This is a genomic window from Maricaulis sp. (assembly GCF_030149515.1).
Lineage (GTDB): Bacteria > Pseudomonadota > Alphaproteobacteria > Caulobacterales > Maricaulaceae > Maricaulis.
The window spans coordinates 135,230-150,712 of sequence record NZ_JASBRI010000024.1 but is presented as its reverse complement, the minus strand read 5'-3'; the positions used below and the strand labels follow the sequence as shown (position 1 = coordinate 150,712).

Here is a 15,483-nt window from a genome sequence, read left to right as displayed (position 1 = left end):
AAAGCACTTACAAGTGCCCGAGCGCACCTCGCGGCGGGCTGGACACAGGAGAGAGTGGCGACCCCGACAGGATTCGAACCTGTGACCTACGGATTAGGAATCCGGCGCTCTATCCTGCTGAGCTACGGGGCCGCTTGAGCTCCGCCTCTTAGCCGGTTTCGCCGCGCGGCTGAAGCCCGTCCTGCTTCAATCGCCACAGCAGCAGCTCGATCCGGTCCTGGCCGAAAAAGGGTTCGCCCTTGTAGACCATGGTGGGCACGCCCCAATGTCCGGCGGCTTCCAGTGCGGCCTCGTTCCCTTCGATGATCCGGTCCAGCCGGCCGGCCTCATTGTGGACCGTGTCGAGAATGGTCCGGGCGTCCAGCCCGGCGTCCTCCAGCGCCTGTTCCAGCACCCCTTCCCGGGCCCAGGCCTGGCCGGACCAGATCCGTTTCGAGATGGCGTAGAGGGTTTCCAGGCCGCGGCCGGCCTCGCTGGCAGCAATGCCGATACGGGTGAGATGGGGGATATAGGGTTGTTCGGGCAATGCACGCTTGCGGCTTTCGTCCATGACCACCGGGTCGGGATCGGGCGCGGCAAGCGGCATACCCAGGAAACTGGCCAGACGTCCGATATCGGTGAGCAGATAGTGCATCCAGCCGGGATGTTCGCGTTCGAAAAAATCCGGCTGGCGCAGGGCAAGCGGGCGGACAGGCCGGACATCGAAGGCGAGGTCCCATTCCGCCTCCAGCGCGATGAGACGCGGCAGGGCGAGATAGGAATAGGGGCTTCGGAAGGACCAGTAGAGATCAGCCGTGTGGGTCATGATGCGAGCCTAGCCACAGCTGCGCCCAAAGAAAACGGGCCGCTTGCGCGGCCCGTCTCGCGAAAGCGTTTGCCGTGAGCGGATCAGCGCACGCGGTCGCGCAGCCCGTTGAGCTGGTGAGCCACTTCCTGGGTCGCCTGGGTCATCTGGTCGACGGCTTCCTTGCCGCGTGCGACGGACTGGCCGGACCCGCGCACACCGTCGAGAATTTCCTTGACCTCATTGTCCAGCGCCGAAATGCGTGCCGCGATGTCCTCGGTGGCCTTGGCGGTCTGGCCGGCCAGTGCCTTGACCTCGCCGGCCACGACGGCAAAGCCGCGCCCCGCTTCGCCCGCGCGCGCCGCTTCGATCGTGGCGTTGAGGGCAAGAAGATTGGTCTGGCTGGCGATCGCCTCGATTGTCGACAGGATAGCATTGATGCGCTGGGACGCATCGGTCAGCGCCTCGACCCGGCGTTCCAGCACCTGGCTCGATTCCTCGACCTGGTTCATCGCATCGCGCGCCACCTGGGCCGCCTCGGCACCCTGGGAGGCGCGGGCCGCCGTCTCGCCCACCGCCTCGGCGATGGCGTTGGCGTCAGATTCGGACGCATCGCCCGTCGGGGCCATCGCGTCATCGGAATAGGCGTAAGCGTTCATGGTGGGTCGGTTCCTGAAGTGACTGCTGACGCGATGATTAGCCGGAGATGGTAAACGGATTGGAAAGGCCAATTCCCGGCTGTCTTCAGGATGGCGGTTGTCACAGAAAGCAATCATAGGTAGCATTGCAGCGGACTGAACGTCGTGAAGGGCCGCTGCACATGACCTTGTTTCGCGTTTTGATTGTAGTTCTACCCTTTCTCGGTGCCTGCTCGCTGGAGGCGGCCCCGTTCGAGGACGGGGAGGCCGGGCGGATGTCCGAGGTGACGGGGCCGCTCTCCTTTACCCTGTCCGATACCGATTCGCCGCTCGAAGTCCGGCTGGCCGAACTCGATGCGCCGGACGAGGCGCTGAGCCGGTCGGCGCTGGCCGACGGGCTCGCGGACCGGCCGCTGCGCCTGGCCTATGCCGGTCAGCGGCGGGATCGCTATGGACGGGCGCTGGCCCATGTGTATCTGGACGGTGACCCGGAAATCTGGCTGCAGGCGCAACTGGTCGAGGCCGGTGCGGCCCGGGTGCTCAGTCATGCGGATAACCGCACCGCCACCGCCGACCTGTTGTCGCTTGAAGCCGTCGCACGGGCGCAGGGGCGCGGCCTGTGGGCGGACCCGGTCCATGCCGTGCGCGATACCGATCCGGACATGCTGGCCCAGGATATCGGGTCGGTCCAACTGGTCGAAGGCCGGGTGGTCGAGGCCACGCAATTGCGCTCGGGTCGCATCTATCTCAATTTCGGCGCTGACTACCGGACCGATTTCACGGTCATGATCGCGGCGGGGGATGCGGATCTCTTCGCCGAGGCGGGGCTGACCGCCGGCGCACTGGAAACACGGCGTATTCGTGTGCGCGGCTGGATCGAGGACGAAAATGGCCCGATGATCCGTGTCGATCATCCCGAGCGGATCGAACTGCTTCAGGACTGAGCCCGCATCGGCGGGCCCTGGCGCGGCCCCATGGCTTGCCGGGCGGGCTCGGTCCCTAGCCGGGCAGCAGGCCGGAATCCGCCGGATCTCCGAACCGTTCGATCAGAACATTGCGCAACTTTTCAAGCGCGACGCCCTCGATCTGGCGCACGCGTTCCTTTGAAATGCCCAGCCGCTTGCCCAATTGCTCCAGCGTCGAGCTATCCTCGCACAGCCGCCGCTCCCGGATGATAAGCTGTTCGCGGTCGTTCAGCGTCCCGATGGCCTGGCCCAGCCAGGCCTTGCGGCGTTCGCTGTCGGTCCGGTCCATCACCTCGTCTTCGGGCGCGACGGTCTCGTCGACCAGCAGGTCTTGCCATTGCATCTGCTCGTCTTCGCCCACCGGGGCGTTGAGCGAACGGTCTGCAGCGCTCAGCCGGGCCGCCATGGCGTCGACATCGCGCTCACGCACGCCCAGACCGGTGGCAATCTGTTGCCGGTTCTCCGGTGTCAGCGCGGCGCCGTCCAGATCGCCGATCCGGGCGCGCAGGCGCCGCAGATTGAAGAAGAGGGATTTCTGGGACGAGGTGGTGCCCGTGCGCACGATCGACCAGTTGCGCAGCACATAATCCTGGATGCAGGAACGGATCCACCAGGTCACATAGGTGGAAAAGCGCACATCACGCTCCGGCTCGAAGCGTTCCGCCGCCTTCATCAGGCCGATATTGCCTTCCTGGATCAGATCGGAGAAGGGCAGGCCGTAGCGCCGGTACCGTGCCGCGACCGAGATGACCAGCCGCATGTGGGCTTCGGTCAGCCGGTGCAGGGCTGCCTCGTCTCTGTCGTCCTTCCAGCGCCGTGCAAGCGAGGCTTCGTCCTCGCGCGACAGAAGCGGCTGCGCCATGGCGTGTTTCACGAAACGCTGCTCGCCGGGATCGCGGGCACCGGAGGTCTGCGCGGTGCGGGAACGGGTTGTGACCGGGTCCATGTTTCGTCCTCCTTCAGACCGGTCTACGCGCTGGATATGGGGACGGATCACTTGCATGCAAAACGCCCGGCCTTTCGGGCCGGGCGTTGATGCAGGTACTGAATTGTCGAGATCCGCGTCAGGCGGCTTTCTTGGCCAGCGAGACCGACAGCAATTCGCGGGCCTTGTCGTGCTCGATATTCTCGACCGCGGCCAGTTCGCGCACCATGCGGTCCAGGGCCGATTCATAGAGCTGACGCTCGGAATAGGATTGTTCCGGCTGGTCTTCCGCGCGGTGCAGGTCGCGAACGACTTCCGCGATCATGATCAGGTCGCCGGAATTGATCTTCGCTTCGTATTCCTGGGCGCGCCGGCTCCACATGGTCCGCTTGACCTTGGCCTTTCCCTTCAGCGTCTTCATCGCATCCTTCACGATGCGGTCGCTGGAGAGGGGACGCATGGCGTCGGCCTTGGACGTGGGCACGCGGAGCGTCATTTTGTCCTGTTCGAACGTCACGACGTAGACTTCGATGTCGAAACCCGCGACCGTATCCTTCTCAACGCCTGTGACCTGACCGACACCGTGGGCCGGGTACACGATAAAGTCGCCTTGCTTGAAAGACTTGTTGTCGTTGGCGGTTTTTTTCGTCATGGATGCTCTCTCGTTGGGCCTTCCGTGCACGGAAACGCAAAAGGCCGCAGATCGCTCTCAAAGTTGTTCCGGCACCCACCCGGCTCCGAGATCGATAAAAGCTGCGTGCAAGCCACCGTGCAGAAAAGCGGGCAGCGCCACGCGCGCTGCCCATCAATCCCGGGAACATAACACGAATTGTGGGTTTTTCCAAACGGTAGCGTTTGGTTAACCGGGCGCTGCTAGTCGCCGCTGCCCGGCTTTTCCGAGAAATACTTCTCGTACTTGCCCTCTTCCTCGGCCATCGCATCGGCGTCGGCGGGCGGGTCCTTGCGCACGGTAATGTTCGGCCAGATCTCGGCAAATTTCGAATTCACGGCCAGCCATTTTCCGTCCGGATCGTCTTCCGTGTCCGGCTTGATCGCCTCGACCGGGCATTCCGGTTCGCACACGCCGCAATCGATGCATTCGTCGGGATGGATGACCAGGAAGTTCTCGCCTTCGTAGAAACAGTCGACGGGGCAGACTTCGACACAATCGGTATATTTGCAGCGCACGCACGCGTCGGTGACGATATAGGTCATGACAGCCGGTAATTATGAGGTGAGGCAGGTATGCCGGCGGGACATGGGCTCAAGGCGCCGGTTTGTCAACTCGGCCGTATGCGCGCTTCTGCACGCGAGCGCGCGAAGGTGCGTTCGCGATCCTCCACGGCCAGAAGCGGCGCGATCCGGCGGATGAAGGCATCCTCGAACGGCGACTTCTCCCCGTCGGCCAGCGCGACCAGCCATAATTGTTCCAGCAGCGCGATGCGCTCCTGCTTGTCCAGACAGGCCTTCACCACCTTGGTGAAGCGGTGGTGGTCTATTGCCGTTTCGGCCAGGCTCTCTGCCTGTTCGAGCACGCGGGCCGCCTTGGCGGCGTCCATGCCGAATGCCTCGGCCAGAATTCGCCGAATCCGGTTCTCCTCGCAGTCGGCATAGATGCCGTCGGCCAGCGCGGCCTCGACGAGGAGCGCGGATGCGGCCACATGCGGGTCGATTTCGGGGTGAGGTTCGGCCGGCTCCGAGACGAACAGGCGTTTCAGCGTATCAAACATGGACAGCGTCCTCGGTGTATTTCCGGCGGGCGGCCTACTCGTCGCCGCTCGCCCGGTCCTCGATCAGCCTGTAAAGCAGGCGGGCCTCGGCGGCCGGTCCCCGGCGTGCGCCGAGACCCAGAATCTCGAGGCTCACAATCCGCCTATTCAGGGGGAGCGTCAATGTGTCGCCCGCCCGGACGAGCGCCGACGCCCTGGTCAGGCGGCGCGTGGCCCCGGCACTGGTCAGGCGGACCTGGCCGCCGCCGACGACCCGGGTGGCCAGGCTGCGTGTCTTGAACAGGCGGGCATGCCAGAGCCAGACGTCGACCCTCTGCCCCGCCGGTGCGTCGCTCATGAGCGCTTGGCCTTGCGTGCCCGGCCCGGCCGGGACCGGCGCTCGCCCGTACCGGTCAGATTCAGTTCGGCCAGGGCCGCAAACGGGCTGTCGGCCGGTGGCGGTGCAGCCGTGCGCTTGGCTTTCGGCTGCGGCCTGGGCCGGCCCTGCGGGCGGCGCTTCTTGCGGTCCCAGCGCTCGCCTTCGGCCTTTTCCGGATCGGGACCCTTCTGGATGCGCTTGTAGCCCAGCGTGGTCAGCACGCCGCGGATATCGTCGACCGAACAGCCCAGAAGCGCGGTCATGTCGGCGGTCAGCGGAAAGCCCGGCTCGGTATCCTTCGTGCGCGCTTCGCGCAGCGTGTCGGCCAGCCGCTCGAGCATGTCGAAGCGCACCGCGCGCGGACCGCAGGGATAGAAGCCGACCGTTGCATAATCGCCGCGCGAGCGGTTGCGGTCATTGGGGATGGAGGTCAGGCCCGGCGCGGGAATCCAGCCGATCTCGGGCGCCCCGGCGGCGATCGATTGCAGCAGGGCATTGAGCCGGGCGGGAGCCGGTTTCACCAGTTCGGGCACGTAGACCATGTGCTCGCCGATCCTGACGCCGGCCTGGCGCAGCGCGCGGCGCTCGTCCTGGTCCAGGGCCTTCACTTCCTCGGCAATGAACGTGCGGATCAGCGCGCCGCCGGCTTCGTGCAGGCGCCATGCAACCCCGCGTGCCGGCCCGGTCAGCTCGTCGGACTGGCCGGCCTGGCGCAGTTTGAACAGAGGGGCCAGCACGGTCTCGATATGGCTGCGTACCCGGGCTTCCAGCGTCGCCTGCGCCTGCGACCGGGCTTCGGCGGCGCCCAGATCGCCCCCGATCAGCTTGATCGCCGGTTTCAGAGCGCCCGGTCCGGGGATCAGCTGGGCGACGGTCTTGCCGTTCCAGACGATCTTGCCCTCATCGGTAAAGGTGAGTTCTGTCATGTCGGTCTTCGCCAGGGCGCCGAGGCGCCGGTTGATTTCGGGCCGCAGCGCTTTCAGCGCGGCGGATTTCAGGGCGCGGGCTGCCAGCTCGCGGCCCTCTGCATCGGGCCTGAAGGTCAGCCCGTCAAGACGTCCGACGAAATGACCCTCAACGGTTACCTCGCCCTCGCGGGAGACACCGGCCAGAAGATCGCGTTCGTCGCGCAGGCTTTTCATCAGGGCGCTGGTGCGCCGGTCGACGAAGCGCTGCATCAGGCGTTCGTGCAGGGCGTCGGACAGCGCGTCCTCGATCTGGCGCGTCCGGCCGCGCCAGTGATCGGGGTCGCGGGTCCAGTCGGCGCGGTGGGCGGCATAGGCCCAGGTGCGCACATAGGCCAGGCGGGAGGCGAGGGCATCGACATCGCCGGTGGTCTTGTCCAGCCGGTCCAGATGGCCCGCAAGCCAGTCGTCCGGCAGCCGGCTTCCGGGCCCCGTGAGGTGCAGGAAGATGGACTTCACCAGGCGCGCATGGGCATCCAGCGTTGCCTTGCGGAAGTCCGGCAGGCGGCAGGCATCCCACAGCCGGCGCACCCCGTCGGTACTGGCCGCCCGCTCGCGGATCTCGCGGTCGGCAGCCAGCACGCCCAGGGCCCGCTCGTCCATCGCCTCGCCGACGCGCTCCAGCGCGGGATGCCGCGAGGGCTTGCCCAGCGAATACTGCAGCGCATCCAGCGAACTCTCGTCGAGATCGGGATTGCGCCAGCGCAGGCGTTCGACCGGGGCGAATGTATGGGTCTCGATCGCCTCGACGATATCGGCTTCGAACGGCCGGCAGTCGGCGGTCTCCCCGAATGTCCCGTCCGAGCGGAAACGCCCGGCCCGGCCGGCGATCTGGGCCAGTTCCGGCGCCGTCAGCCGGCGCCGGCGGCGGCCGTCGAACTTGCGGCTCTCGGCGAAGGCGACATGGTCGATATCCATGTTCAGCCCCATGCCGATCGCAACGGGGCCAACCAGGAATACCACTCCGCCGGACTGATACAGCTCGCCCTGGGCTGTGCGCGTGCGCGCCGACAGTCCGCCCATCACCACGGCGGCCCCGCCGCGCCGCCGCCGCAGCAGTTCGGCGATGGCGTAGACGGCTTCTGCGGAGAAAGCGACCACGGCCGACCGCCGGGGCAGGCGGGTCAGCTTCGCCGGGCCCTCATAGGACAGCTGGGAAAAGCGCTCGCGCTGTTCCAGGTCGGCGCGGGGCACGAGTTCGCGGATCAGCCGGGTCATTGTGCCCGCACCCAGGATCATCGTCTCCTCGGTGCCCCTGGCGCGCAGCAGGCGGTCCGTGAAGACATGGCCGCGTTCATGGTCGGCGGCGAGCTGGACCTCGTCGATGGCGACGAAGGCCACGCGCTTCTCCACCGGCATGGCTTCCGCCGTGCAGATGAAATAGCGTGCCGAAGGCGGAACGATCTTTTCCTCGCCCGTGATCAGGGCCGCCGCGGCCGGACCCTTGGCCCTGACCACCCGGTCATAGACCTCGCGCGCCAGAAGGCGCAGGGGCAGGCCGATCATTCCGGAGGATCGGGCCAGCATACGCTCGACAGCGAGGTGGGTCTTGCCGGTGTTTGTCGGTCCGAGCGCGGCAGTGATCTGGCTCGAACCGTCATTGCGCGCCAACATGACGCCACTCCTTACGCCCAGGTTCAGGGGCGGGGCAAGGCCGAAGCGCCGCGCCCCGGAGACATGCCGGCGTCAGTTTTCCTGAATCGCCCGGGCGGTCACCGTAACCCCGCCGAAACCGGCATTGGTGCGGATGCGGACCGGTATGTAGATCTGCCCGTCATGCAGGGGGGCAAGCCAGAATGTGATCGGGTGTTCGACATCGTCCTCGGTCGGAAACTCGTCGGCCTCATAGCCCGAGATGGGCTCGTAATAGGCGTGGCAGACCTGGGCCTCGCCGCGCCAGGCCCGCGTGCGCACACGGTCGGTCCCGCCATCCTCGAAGCGCAGATTGTAGCGCGCCCGGCCGTCGAAGACCGGCAGCCGCCCCTCGCACAGGCTGTCTCCGTTGGAGGCCGCGCCCAGACCCATGGCCAGGAGGGTGGAAAGCGGGTCGGCCGCGCCGCGGCGCTCGTCCTCGCTGGCCGGCGGTTCGCCCATATTGCCGAAGGGCGGTTCGACATCCGGTGTGGCAACGCCGTCGGGGAAGTCGATGCCGACAGTCCGGTTCTTGCTGCTGGCGTGATTGAAATGGCTGTAGCGCCAGGGGCGCAGCCGGTCGTCATCGCGATAGCCCGATACGCCCGCCTCGATATCGGCATCGGAGAACAAGGCCGCCAGACCTGCGGTCGTAAACCGGGCCGAAGCGGAATAATTCTCCGGGCCGAACTGGCCCGAGACCACGATATTGGCCACCTGAAACACCATGACGGAGCCGGAATACTGTGCCGTCACCCCGATGGGGGCCGCCACGCCGGCGGTGTCTGCGGTATCGTCGGCCGCCAGGCCCGATCCGCCGATAGCCCATACCGCCACTGCGGAAATCAACGCCGTTTTCACTCGGAACTCTCCTCGCCTACGCACCACCAGCCGCCGGATGGGTGTCATAGCAACTGCAATAACAGGACGAAACCGGCTGCAAGATGAACGCTGCAAGCTTGACGGGCCGCCCGCGCTCCGTTATTTCGCCCGCTCTCGCGCCGCTCGCAAGACCGGTGCGCACGGATTCTTTATTTGAAAGGTGCGACTATGGCGCGTCGCTGCGAACTGACCGGCACGGGCGTGATGACGGGGAATAATGTTTCCCACGCTCAGAACAAGACCCGCCGCCGTTTCCTGCCGAACCTGTGCGATGTGACCCTGGCCTCTGAAAAGCTGGGGCGCAGCTTCAAACTGCGCATTGCTGCCAAGGCGCTGCGCTCCGTCGACCATGTCGGCGGCCTGGACGCCTTCCTTCTGAAGGCCCGCGACGAGAGCCTCTCCGAGCGTGCCCTGAAGATCAAGCGCGACCTGAAGAAGGCGCTGGCGGCGTAAGCCACCCGGCACTCGAACGATTTCGGTAACGCCCGCTGCCTGCAGCGGGCGTTGTCGTATGTGCGGCATGCCGCTAGCCTCCCCGCGATTTTCGGACTCGGTCATTCGGGGGCAGGCATGAACAGGTTTTCCGTATTCGCACTCTCCTTCGGCGCCTTAGCGCTGGCTGCATGCAGCGGCGGGGACGAGGCGCCGCAGGCTCCGGCCGAACCGCAGCCGGATGCCATTGCGGACAATGGCGGTGTGCCTGCGGCCGATCTTGTCTTCCACGGTGGCCCGATCCACACCGCGAACGATGCGCGTCCCGTGGTCGAGGCGGTGGCCGTACAGGACGGGCGCATCGTGTTTGCGGGGCCGCAGGCCGGTCTGACCATGTGGATCGGCGAGGAGACGCGCATCGTCGATCTGGACGGGGCAGCGATGTATCCCGGCTTCACCGACAGCCATATCCATGTGCTCGGCGTGGGTCAGCGCGAGCGCCTGCTCAATCTCGACGATGTGACGTCCGTGGCCGAGCTGGCCGACCGTGTGGCAGCGGCCGTAGCCGAAGCCGAACCGGGCGCGGTCGTGTTCGGCCGTGGCTGGATCGAAACCCACTGGCCCGAAGGCCGCTTCCCAACGCGCGACGATCTCGATCCGGTTTCTCCCGATAATCCGGTGGTGCTGGTCCGCGCCGACGGCCACGCGCTGGTGGCCAATTCGGCCGCACTCGATGCCGCGGGCGTGACGGCAGACAGCGTGGCGCCGGAAGGCGGGGAAATCCTGTTCGACGCGGCGGGCGAGCCGACCGGCATGCTGATCGACACGGCGATGGGGTCAGCCCAGGCGCTGGTATCCGCACCGGCGGGCGCGGAACGGGCGGATATCTATGCTGAAGGCGCCGGGCGGCTGGCGAGCCTGGGCTGGACGGGCGCGCACGACATGTCGGTGCCCTATACCGATGTGGCCATGATCGAAGCGCTCGCCGAGGCGGACCGGCTGCCCATTCGGGTCTATGTTTCGATCAATCCGGACGGCTATGCCGACCTGGCCGGCGAGACGCCGCGCATGGCCGACGACGGCCGGGTCATCACGCGGGCCGTGAAACTCTACATGGACGGGGCGCTGGGCTCGCGCGGAGCGGCACTGCTGGAACCCTATGCCGACCGGCCGGAGACATCGGGCCTGGCGATTGCCGAGGCCGACGAGACCATCGGTCTCATGACACAGGCCCTGCGCGACGGGGTGCAGATGAATGTTCACGCCATCGGCGACCGGGGCAACCGGCACTTGCTGGACTGGGTCGAGGAAGCCCTCGCCCAGGTGCCGCCTGAGGAGCGGGCGATCGAGGAACATCGCTGGCGCGACGAACACAGCCAGATCGTCCATCCGGACGACATACCGCGCTTTGCCGAGCTGGGTGTGATCGCCTCGATGCAGCCCAGCCATGCTATCGGCGACCTGCATTTCGCCCCCGACCGGCTGGGCGATGAGCGCCTGGACGGTGCCTATGCCTGGCAGAGCCTGCTGGACGCCGGTGCGCACATCACCGGCGGATCCGATGCGCCGGTCGAGCAGGGCGATCCGCGGATCGAATACTATGCCGCCGTGGCCCGCGCCGACCTGTCCGGATTCCAGGGCGAGAACTGGCATCCCGACGAAGCACTCTCTCGCCAGGATGCACTGAAACTCTTCACGCTCTGGCCCGCCTTCGCGTCTTTCCGCGAAGACGAGCTGGGTTCGATCGAAGAGGGCAAACGCGCCGATTTCACGGTATTTTCCGCCGATATCATGACGGCGCCGGCCACGGATATCCTGGAAGTCGAGCCGGTGATGACGGTGGTGGACGGGGAGATCGTCTGGGAGCGCGGGGAGTAGCTAGTTTTCCGCCACCGCAAATGCGAGGAGCAGTGTTCGCTGGCGGTTTGAATAATTGTCGTCCGAGACGATCAGCAGGATGGTTTCGCCATTGCGTGTGAAGGCGGCGATGCCTTCGAAATTGTCGACCGAATGCTGCGCGCCGAGCGTGGCAAGGCGTTCGGGGCGGGCCGGTCCCGGCCGGGCCAGCACGGCTTCGGGCATGTGCCGGATGATGATCCGGTTGCCGTAATCCGGCGAGTAGAAGCGCGTCAGCAGGTACAGCCGGCCCGCATGGGACGTCATTCCGGTCAGGCCGAAGCCGGGATCGAGCATGAGGTCCAGCCGGCGCCAGCTCCCCGGCATGGCCTCCCACAATTCGTGGCGCAGATTGACACTGCGCGGATATTCGATGCCGGCGAGGAGGCGGTTCGGACCGATCGTGGCCAGGGCTTCCAGGCCGCGATTGTCGGCCAGCGCGTCCGCGCCGGGCGGGGATTGCAGGACTTCCGGCAGCACCGAGCCCGCCTGGGTCCAGTCCGGACCGAGATCGTAGGCCAAAACGCGGTGTTCGCGTTCGAAACTGACGGCATGGCGGCCGTCCCGGATCGGCGCGAGCCCCTCGCTGTCGCCCTGCCGGCCCTCCAGGTGATCTCCATCCGGGCCCAGAACCGGCTGGATGTCGAGATCGTCCAGGCCGGACAGGCGGCCTGTTCCCGACCAGTCCAGCGTCGCCGTCACCCACCAGGCACTGTCCGAGAGGGCGAGAATGCGGGTGCCGTCGGGTGTGACTTCCAGCGCCGAGAGACCGCCGAACCGGTCGTCCTCATGCGCGATCTCAAGCCCGCCGAGATAGCGCAGCCCGTCGAGATCGTCGCGCCCGGGCGTGTCGGGATAGAGCGGAACGGGTGTGGCGGAATAATCCTGTGCGCCGGCGCAGGCCGCCAGGGCGATGCCGAGAACGGTGGCGGAAAAGGCAACCGCTCGCATGCGCTGCCTCCTACCGTCCGGCCAGCGAGGCCCAGTCCGACTTCTTGAGCCCCTGCAGCGGCGAGGCGGGCGCCGCAGCAAAGCTGCCGCGTGGAACGCCACCCTCGTCGAACAGGGCCGCGAGCTGGTCGGTCATGGCCCCGCCGAGCTGTTCGACATCGTTGATCGTGACGGCGCGGCGGTACCAGCGCGTGACGTCGTGGCCGATGCCGATGGCCAGGAGTTCGACTTCCGAACGGTTCTCGATCTGGGCGATCGTCTCGCGCAGGTGACGTTCCAGATAGCCCGCCGAATTGGCCGACTGCGTGCCGTCATCGACCGGGGCGCCGTCGGAAATGACCATCAGGATGCGGCGCTGTTCCGGCCGCGTGCCGAGGCGCTTCCAGGCCCACATCAGGGCTTCGCCGTCGATATTTTCCTTCAGCAGGCCCTCGCGCATCATCAGGCCCAGATTGACCCGGGCGCGGCGCCAGGGCGTGTCGGCAGACTTGTAGACGATGTGGCGCAGATCGTTCAGGCGGCCGGGCTGCGGCGGCTTGCCGTCGGCCAGCCATTTCTCCTTCGAGCGCCCGCCCTTCCAGGCCTTGGTCGTGAAGCCCAGGATCTCGGTCTTCACCCCGCAGCGCTCCAGCGTGCGCGCGAGAATGTCGGCACAGGCGGCCGCAACCATGATGGGCCGGCCGCGCATGGAACCGGAATTGTCCAGCAAAAGCGTCACCACCGTGTCGCGGAATTCGGTGTCGCTCTCCTGCTTGTAGGAGAGCGGCAGGGTGGGGTCGGCGATGACGCGGGCGAGGCGGGAGCCGTCGAGCACGCCTTCTTCCAGGTCGAACTTCCACGCCCGTTCCTGCTGCGCCATGAGACGGCGCTGCAACCGGTTGGCCAGACGGCCGACGACCTGGTCGAAACCCTTGAGCGCATTGTCGAGATATTTGCGAAGCCGCTCCAGTTCCTCGCTGTCGCACAGATCCGGGGCCTGGATCACCTCGTCGAATTCACGGGTGAAGACCTTGTAGGCCTTGGCATTGTCATCGCCGGAGGGCTGCCAGTTGGGGCGCATGGCCGTCTGGGCGGCGCCCTCATCATCCATGGCGTCCACACGCGTGTCGGCATCCTCGCCCTCGGCGTTGATCTCCTCCTCGTCGCCGGCCGTGCCCGAGGCGTCCGGCGTGTCCGGATCGTCGCCATCCTGGCCGTCCGAATCCTGCTCGTCCTCGCCGGTACGCTGTTCCCGGTCGACGCCCTCGTCCTCATCCTCCGGATTGTCCGACTGTTCGGGATCGCCGCCCAGCTCATCGGCGAGATCGAGATCCTGGATCACGGTGCGCAGGAGGTCGGCGAAGGCCTGCTGGTCGCCTGCATTCCCGGCCAGCGCGTCCAGCGACAGGCCGGCCTGGTTCTCGATCCGGTCGCGCCACAGCGCCATCAGTCCGTTCGCCTCGACGGGGGCGGGGCGGCCGCTGATACGCTCGCGCACCATCATGGCGACGGCCTCTTCCATCGGCGCCGCCTGGCGGTCCTCCACGCGCTGCCAGCCCTTCTGGCGGCAGCGGGCGACGAGCGCCGCATCGAGATTGTCGGCCATGCCCCGCATGTCGCGCGCGCCCAGCGCCTCGACACGCGCCTGTTCCGCGGTGTTGAAAATGGCCCGGGCCGTGGCGCCGGGCGGCAGGGATTTTATATGCGCCGCCTCGTCATGATGAGCGAGGCGCAGAGCCAGCGCGTCGGCGCGTCCGCGCACCGCCGCCGCCGCGGCCCTCGAGGGTTCCGTGCCGGGATTGGGCAGGACGATTCGTCCGCCCGACAAGCCGGCGATCTCGCCGCCATAACGCACGTCCAGATCCCGGTCGCCGGCGATGGCGCGGGTCGTGATCGCAAGGGCGCGCTTGAAGGCATCGGGATCGGAGGGCGGTTCACTCATATCGGCAACCTAGTCAATCCGCAGAAAATTGCGAGGGCATGCGTCGGCCTGTCCCCGTGAAGAAACAGTGGAATTGGTCTAAACTCGTCATCCAGTCGACAAGGAGGCGGACGTGAACCGCGAAGCATACGAGAAGGCGCTTCTGGATCCGGCCGATATCTTCGGCGCACCGGAGGATGTCGTCGAGCATCCGGGACTGACCCGCGAGCAGAAGATCGAGATCCTGCGGCGCTGGGAGTACGATGTCAGTGAGGCCGCAGTTGCCCAGGAAGAGGGCATGGCCGGGGAGACCCCGCCGCACCTGCGGCGCATTGCCATCGCGCTGAACGGGCTGGGAGCCGGTCCCCGTGCCGGTACGGCCTCGCCGACGAAGCACAACGCCTGACCGGCCGCCCGGCGGTGTGGTATTTCATGACCGCGCCGGAAAGGTTTCGATAACCCTGATCTGCCAGCTTGCCAGGCGGAGCCCGAAAAAGATCGATGCGGGCCCGACATGGTGGCGAGACGGCACGGGTGATCTATTCGGTACACTCCATGGCCGCCGTGAACTCCGCACTCCAGCACATGACCGCGCTGGAGGAGAAGCGAACCGCGATTCAGGAGCGGATCGTGACGGGGCTACGGGTGGCAACGGCCAGCGACGACGGTGCCATATGGGCCCTCGCGCAGGGCATGCGTGCGTCCAACGGTGCCCGCGGCGAAGCCCTGACCTCCATCGATCTGGCAACGGGAGTCGTCGAGACCGCCCTCGCTGCGGCCGAGGGCATCTCCGATCTCATGGTCGAGATGCAGAGCAAGCTGGTCGCGGCGACCGACACCTCGCTGGACGAAACCAGCTGGCGTACGCTGATGGACGATTTCGTCGCCCTGGGGAACCAGGCCCAGCGCCTGGCCGACAATGCCGGTTTCAACGATATCAACCTGCTCGAGGCCGGTGCGGCCGACATCTCGGTCCTCGTTTCCGGCAATCCCGCCCAGCAGATGACGATCGGGGCGGAGGATCTGAGCGATGGTGGCGGGATTTTCGACTCCACCCTGCCGGCAACCCTGCCGCAGACCGATGCCGGTTTCATGACCGGACGCCCGGATGCCGCGATGGTGTCGGATTTCGAGGACTCGATCGTGGCGGTCAATGCCGCCGTCTCGCGTCTAGGCGTCAGCCTGAAGACGCTGGGCGTCCAGCGCACCCTGCTGGTCAAGCAGATCGACGAGACCGAGACGGGGATCGGCAATCTGGTCGATGCCGATCTGGGCCGCGAAGGCGCGCGTCTGGAAGCGATCCTGGTGCGCGAGCAATTGGGCATGCAGGCCCTGGAGATCGCCAACCGGCGCCCGCAAGCCATCCTGCAGTTCTTCCAGTAGCAAATCGCAATATCATTGGGTTGCGGCCTGCGGGCGCGCGTT

16 protein-coding genes and 1 tRNA gene are annotated in these 15,483 nt (G+C 66.5%); 5 read left to right on the top strand and 12 right to left on the bottom strand.

What is annotated here, in order from left to right:
* Positions 1-55: 55 nt before the first annotated feature.
* From Q1U94_RS11485 to Q1U94_RS11475, 3 genes are all read right to left on the bottom strand, one after another.
* A tRNA-Arg gene (locus tag Q1U94_RS11485) sits at positions 56-132 on the bottom strand.
* Between the two features lie 16 nt (positions 133-148).
* Positions 149-805 (bottom strand): DsbA family protein, encoded by a 657-nt coding sequence (locus Q1U94_RS11480; protein WP_300544720.1) that lies wholly within the window; start codon positions 803-805, stop codon positions 149-151.
* Between the two features lie 83 nt (positions 806-888).
* A complete protein-coding gene (locus tag Q1U94_RS11475; RefSeq protein ID WP_300544718.1) occupies positions 889-1,443 on the bottom strand; it encodes a methyl-accepting chemotaxis protein in 555 nt (184 codons plus the stop codon).
* A 161-nt stretch (positions 1,444-1,604) separates the two neighbouring features.
* On the opposite strand from Q1U94_RS11475, the gene Q1U94_RS11470 reads away from it, so the two are divergent.
* Positions 1,605-2,366, top strand: a complete 762-nt coding sequence (locus Q1U94_RS11470) for a thermonuclease family protein (RefSeq protein ID WP_300544716.1) — start codon at positions 1,605-1,607, stop codon at positions 2,364-2,366.
* Between the two features lie 55 nt (positions 2,367-2,421).
* Here Q1U94_RS11470 and Q1U94_RS11465 read toward each other — a convergent pair whose 3' ends face one another.
* From Q1U94_RS11465 to Q1U94_RS11435, 7 genes are all read right to left on the bottom strand, one after another.
* Positions 2,422-3,333, bottom strand: a complete 912-nt coding sequence (locus tag Q1U94_RS11465; RefSeq protein WP_300544714.1) for an RNA polymerase factor sigma-32 — start codon at positions 3,331-3,333, stop codon at positions 2,422-2,424.
* Between the two features lie 118 nt (positions 3,334-3,451).
* Complete coding sequence (locus tag Q1U94_RS11460) at positions 3,452-3,964, bottom strand: CarD family transcriptional regulator (protein WP_300544711.1); 513 nt, start codon at positions 3,962-3,964, stop codon at positions 3,452-3,454.
* 221 nt (positions 3,965-4,185) lie between these two features.
* On the bottom strand, positions 4,186-4,527 hold the full coding sequence (fdxA, locus tag Q1U94_RS11455) for a ferredoxin FdxA (protein WP_300544708.1): 342 nt from the start codon (positions 4,525-4,527) through the stop codon (positions 4,186-4,188).
* A 65-nt stretch (positions 4,528-4,592) separates the two neighbouring features.
* Positions 4,593-5,042 (bottom strand): TerB family tellurite resistance protein, encoded by a 450-nt coding sequence (locus Q1U94_RS11450; protein ID WP_300544706.1) that lies wholly within the window; start codon positions 5,040-5,042, stop codon positions 4,593-4,595.
* A gap of 34 nt (positions 5,043-5,076) precedes the next feature.
* Complete coding sequence (locus tag Q1U94_RS11445) at positions 5,077-5,379, bottom strand: RNA-binding S4 domain-containing protein (RefSeq protein ID WP_300544703.1); 303 nt, start codon at positions 5,377-5,379, stop codon at positions 5,077-5,079.
* Positions 5,376-7,979, bottom strand: coding sequence for an ATP-dependent DNA helicase (locus Q1U94_RS11440; RefSeq protein ID WP_300544700.1), 2,604 nt, complete (start codon positions 7,977-7,979; stop codon positions 5,376-5,378). Before Q1U94_RS11440 ends, Q1U94_RS11445 begins: the two co-directional genes overlap by 4 nt.
* A 72-nt stretch (positions 7,980-8,051) precedes the next feature.
* Positions 8,052-8,858, bottom strand: a complete 807-nt coding sequence (locus Q1U94_RS11435) for a DUF3108 domain-containing protein (protein WP_300544697.1) — start codon at positions 8,856-8,858, stop codon at positions 8,052-8,054.
* 189 nt (positions 8,859-9,047) lie between these two features.
* Between Q1U94_RS11435 and rpmB the strand changes: the two genes are divergently transcribed.
* Positions 9,048-9,332 (top strand): 50S ribosomal protein L28, encoded by a 285-nt coding sequence (gene rpmB, locus Q1U94_RS11430; protein WP_300544695.1) that lies wholly within the window; start codon positions 9,048-9,050, stop codon positions 9,330-9,332.
* Between the two features lie 117 nt (positions 9,333-9,449).
* Positions 9,450-11,189: an amidohydrolase gene (locus Q1U94_RS11425; RefSeq protein ID WP_300544693.1), complete on the top strand. Its 1,740-nt coding sequence runs from the start codon at positions 9,450-9,452 to the stop codon at positions 11,187-11,189.
* Here Q1U94_RS11425 and Q1U94_RS11420 read toward each other — a convergent pair whose 3' ends face one another.
* Entirely contained in the window at positions 11,190-12,158 is a 969-nt protein-coding gene (locus tag Q1U94_RS11420; protein ID WP_300544691.1) for an esterase-like activity of phytase family protein, read from the bottom strand.
* A 10-nt stretch (positions 12,159-12,168) separates the two neighbouring features.
* Entirely contained in the window at positions 12,169-14,079 is a 1,911-nt protein-coding gene (gene cobT, locus Q1U94_RS11415; RefSeq protein WP_300544689.1) for a cobaltochelatase subunit CobT, read from the bottom strand.
* A gap of 112 nt (positions 14,080-14,191) precedes the next feature.
* On the opposite strand from cobT, the gene Q1U94_RS11410 reads away from it, so the two are divergent.
* Both Q1U94_RS11410 and Q1U94_RS11405 read left to right on the top strand, forming a co-directional pair.
* The gene (locus tag Q1U94_RS11410) at positions 14,192-14,464 is read left to right on the top strand and encodes a hypothetical protein (RefSeq protein WP_300544687.1); all 273 of its coding nucleotides are present in this window, start codon (positions 14,192-14,194) and stop codon (positions 14,462-14,464) included.
* A gap of 95 nt (positions 14,465-14,559) precedes the next feature.
* Positions 14,560-15,441, top strand: a complete 882-nt coding sequence (locus tag Q1U94_RS11405) for a flagellin (RefSeq protein WP_300544684.1) — start codon at positions 14,560-14,562, stop codon at positions 15,439-15,441.
* Positions 15,442-15,483 lie beyond the last annotated feature (42 nt).

Coding starts and splice junctions, on each gene's coding strand:
- Q1U94_RS11445 (WP_300544703.1), bottom strand. CDS start 5,379: ATGAGCGACGCACCGGCGGGGCAGAGGGTCGACGTCTGGCTCTGGCAT.
- Q1U94_RS11480 (WP_300544720.1), bottom strand. CDS start 805: ATGACCCACACGGCTGATCTCTACTGGTCCTTCCGAAGCCCCTATTCC.
- Q1U94_RS11475 (WP_300544718.1), bottom strand. CDS start 1,443: ATGAACGCTTACGCCTATTCCGATGACGCGATGGCCCCGACGGGCGAT.
- Q1U94_RS11440 (WP_300544700.1), bottom strand. CDS start 7,979: ATGTTGGCGCGCAATGACGGTTCGAGCCAGATCACTGCCGCGCTCGGA.
- rpmB (WP_300544695.1), top strand. CDS start 9,048: ATGGCGCGTCGCTGCGAACTGACCGGCACGGGCGTGATGACGGGGAAT.
- fdxA (WP_300544708.1), bottom strand. CDS start 4,527: ATGACCTATATCGTCACCGACGCGTGCGTGCGCTGCAAATATACCGAT.
- Q1U94_RS11405 (WP_300544684.1), top strand. CDS start 14,560: ATGCGGGCCCGACATGGTGGCGAGACGGCACGGGTGATCTATTCGGTA.
- Q1U94_RS11470 (WP_300544716.1), top strand. CDS start 1,605: ATGACCTTGTTTCGCGTTTTGATTGTAGTTCTACCCTTTCTCGGTGCC.
- Q1U94_RS11425 (WP_300544693.1), top strand. CDS start 9,450: ATGAACAGGTTTTCCGTATTCGCACTCTCCTTCGGCGCCTTAGCGCTG.
- Q1U94_RS11420 (WP_300544691.1), bottom strand. CDS start 12,158: ATGCGAGCGGTTGCCTTTTCCGCCACCGTTCTCGGCATCGCCCTGGCG.
- Q1U94_RS11460 (WP_300544711.1), bottom strand. CDS start 3,964: ATGACGAAAAAAACCGCCAACGACAACAAGTCTTTCAAGCAAGGCGAC.
- Q1U94_RS11465 (WP_300544714.1), bottom strand. CDS start 3,333: ATGGACCCGGTCACAACCCGTTCCCGCACCGCGCAGACCTCCGGTGCC.
- cobT (WP_300544689.1), bottom strand. CDS start 14,079: ATGAGTGAACCGCCCTCCGATCCCGATGCCTTCAAGCGCGCCCTTGCG.
- Q1U94_RS11450 (WP_300544706.1), bottom strand. CDS start 5,042: ATGTTTGATACGCTGAAACGCCTGTTCGTCTCGGAGCCGGCCGAACCT.